2 protein-coding genes are annotated in these 3,379 nt (G+C 59.0%); one reads left to right on the plus strand and one right to left on the minus strand.

Annotated features, from left to right (window positions below):
* Nucleotides 1-1,570: cytochrome c peroxidase (locus ACXWUF_RS20845; protein WP_458496477.1), on the plus strand; the 1,570-nt coding region annotated here is incomplete at its 5' end.
* 56 nt (nt 1,571-1,626) lie between these two features.
* Here ACXWUF_RS20845 and ACXWUF_RS20850 read toward each other — a convergent pair.
* Entirely contained in the window at nt 1,627-3,255 is a 1,629-nt protein-coding gene (locus tag ACXWUF_RS20850; protein WP_458496478.1) for an alpha/beta hydrolase family protein, read from the minus strand.
* Nucleotides 3,256-3,379: the final 124 nt, after the last annotated feature.

A 3,379-nucleotide genomic window follows, 5' to 3' on the forward strand; every position in this document is an offset into this window, starting at 1 on the left:
CTTGCTCAAGGAGCCGGACCTGGCGAAGCAACTGCGCCTCGTCACCCTCAGCTTCAACCCGGAACACGACACGCCCGAGGCCATGAAGAAGTATGGTCAATCTTTCGGCGAGGGGCTGGAATGGCGGTTTCTGACCACCGCCTCCGAGCGGGATATTCAGCCCATCCTGGCCGCTTACGACCAGTCCGTGCAGAAAGATTACGACACGCAGGGCCATTTCACTGGCACATTTTCCCATATTCTGCGGGTGTACCTGATTGATCGGCAAAGCCAAATCCGCAACATCTACACCGTCTCGTTCCTTCATCCCGAAACGCTGTTCAACGACATCCGCACGCTGCTTCTGGAAAAACCCGCGCCCGCCGCCAAGCCGACGGAAACCAACCGGGAAACGCCGCTCCAGCCCGGCGACAACAAGCGCGGCTACGAGCGCCCCGATTACGCCACCCACTCCGTGGCCCTGGCCGAACGCGCTGGCCAGCGGGCGGACCTGCTCAAATACGCGACTCAACCGCCGCTGGGCTTGCCGCCGCTGCCGGTGCCGCCGGATAACCCGCTGACGCCGGACAAGATCGAACTGGGCCGCAAGCTGTTCTTCGACCGGCGCCTGTCCCTCAACAACACCTTTTCCTGCGCGATGTGCCATGTCCCGGAACAGGGTTTCGCCAGCAACGAACAGGCCACCGCCGTGGGCGTCGAGGGCCGCACCGTCCGGCGCAATTCGCCCAGCGTGTACAACGTGGGCTATTACGCCCGGCTGTTCCACGACGGCCGGGAAACCAGCCTGGAACAACAGGTGTGGGGACCGCTGCTGGCCCACAACGAAATGGGGGCGCCGTCGGTGGGCTATGTGGTGGAGAAGGTGCGGGGGCTGGCGGATTACGCCGGGTTGTTCGAGAAGAGCTTCGGACGCGGGCCGTCCATGGAGACGCTGGGGATGGCGATTGCCGCTTATGAGCGCGTCTTGAATTCCGCCGATTCGCCCTTCGACCGCTGGCGCTATGGCAAGCGGGCCGATGCGCTGAGCCGGGCGGGGCAGCGGGGTTTCGCGCTGTTCACGGGCAAGGCGGGCTGCGCGGCTTGCCATGAAGTCGGCGATAAATCCGCTCTGTTCACCGACCAAGCGCTGCATAACACCGGGATTGGCTACCGGGCGGCGATGGGCGGAACTGCCGGGAAGCCGAAAATCGCGGCGGCACCGGGTGTGGTGTTTGAAATCGACCCGGCCCGGCTGGCTTCGGTGAGTGAGCCGAAGCCGAATGATCTGGGGCTATATGAGATGACCCAGAATCCCGCCGACCGCTGGAAATACCGGACGCCTTCGCTGCGGAATGTGGCGTTGACCGCGCCCTACATGCACGATGGCTCGCTGGCGACGTTGAAGGATGTGGTGCGGTTCTACAACGGCGGCGGCGTGCCCAACGAGAACCTTGACCCGCGTATCAAGCCGCTGAGCCTGACCGGGCGGGAGATGGATGATTTGGTGGAATTTCTCGGCGCGTTGACGGGGGCGAATGTGCGGGATTTGGTGGCGGATGCGTTCGCCGCGCCAGTGGGCGATCCGCGTTGAGGATAAAGACCGACGCGGTTTTAAAAACCGCGTCGGTCTATGGGTTTCCTCGTTAATCACCGTTTCAATAAAGCATCAATCAAATCATAAAGGCTGGGCGCGATGGATTCCGTTTCGCCATTGGTTTGCCACGCCAATGACGAGGGCGATTCCGGTGCCGCGACACGGGCCACCTGGACCCCTTGCTCGGTGTCGCGATTGGGGTTGGCGCTCCCGATGTGATAACGATGCTCGTCATAATGCAGATAATGCACATAGTTTTGCGGCTGATCGGCATAGGCCGGACGTGCCCGCCGCGCCGCCTGTTTATCCACACTGAACGGGGGATTACGGGACGAGAATAGATAATCCTGCTTCCCGAATTGCACCACGAAAGGCCGGGGCGCCACCAAGGCGTGTAAATCGGTGTCGTCGATATACTCGCGAATATCCGCATAGACCCATTGCCAGCAGGCGTGAGCGCCATTATGGGCCAGCACGCCATAATCCGCCGAAAAGCCCGAGGTAATTCCCATGGCGATGCGTGGGTCCATGGCCGCTGATACCGTAGTCATTTCCCCACCCAAGGATAGCCCGGTCACTATAACGCGGTGCGGATCGACATTGGGATGGGTCAGCAAATAATCCACCGCCCGCATCACATCCCAAGCCCGCTCGCCATTTTCCTCCCAATCGGTATCGAAGCCAGCGGCTTTAATAGAAGAATGCGGGCCATTGCCATTAGCGGGGTCATCCCCGTTTGAATAACCATCGCTATACAGTGGACTATCGTTGCGATGGGACATATCAATCGCCAACACAATATACCCGTGCCGCGCAAAAGAATCCCCATACCAAAACAGCGAATTATCTCCGCTCATCACCTGCCACGCGCTGCCGCCATGCCCATTCAGCGCCAATACGACGGGCAGTTTCGCGCCGCTCGGAATGCCCTTGGGCACCGCTAAATAAGCGTGAGCTTGCCGGGTCATCGGCTGACCGGGGTCATAAGGATTCGGCAGGGTATAAGTGAAGCGCAGTTCCGTCAGGCTGTAATTGGGCGGCCACGCGGTGGGATCGTCGTCCCGATTCGGCGGCAGCCGATCCGTGGGCACATTGACCGGCGCAATATGACTTCGCAGCACATCCACCTTCCGAGTAAGCGGCGGGGGATTACCCGCCATCATCAGATGCTCCAGCATCCGGCGAGTTTGTGCCTGCCAAGCGGCCCGATCCGCCGGGCTTTTTTCGCTTAAGCCATAGGTCAGCACCTCGGCCCGTGTGCCACTCCAAGGATAAGCGCCCGCCCCGTTATGCGTGAAGGTGCCGGAAATGGTGCGGCCCTGAACCATCCCGGAATAGCTTTGAACAAAATCGCCGCCATACCGGGTAAATACCAAATGGGTGCCATCCAAAGAATCCACCTTCAAATCATATTCAAGGTCTTCGCCATAGGGCGATGAGTAACTTTTAAACCGCCCGGTAAATCCGCCACCCGGGGGGCGGTCGATACGTAGACGGGCTTGATAAATATTATTAACGGTCAGCTCGAAAACCCGAGGAGCAATATCGTTATCGAAATAAGCCGCATTCCAACCCCTGACATGATGGCGATAATCCAGCCTTTGGGTTGGCTGGTCGGGCGAGGTCTCACTATGAGTGAAGCGGCCCACCCACACCCCCTCGACTATTAGAGATGTTCCCAAATTATCATAAGTATATTGTTCACAATTGTTACTTTAAGGCTGTCAGGGTAAAATCAAGCAATATTTCCCTCAATCTTTCCTTAATGGCACTCCTACGATGATCTTTACCAGCCTCGACGACATC

The sequence above is a fragment of the Methylomagnum sp. genome (assembly GCF_054333355.1).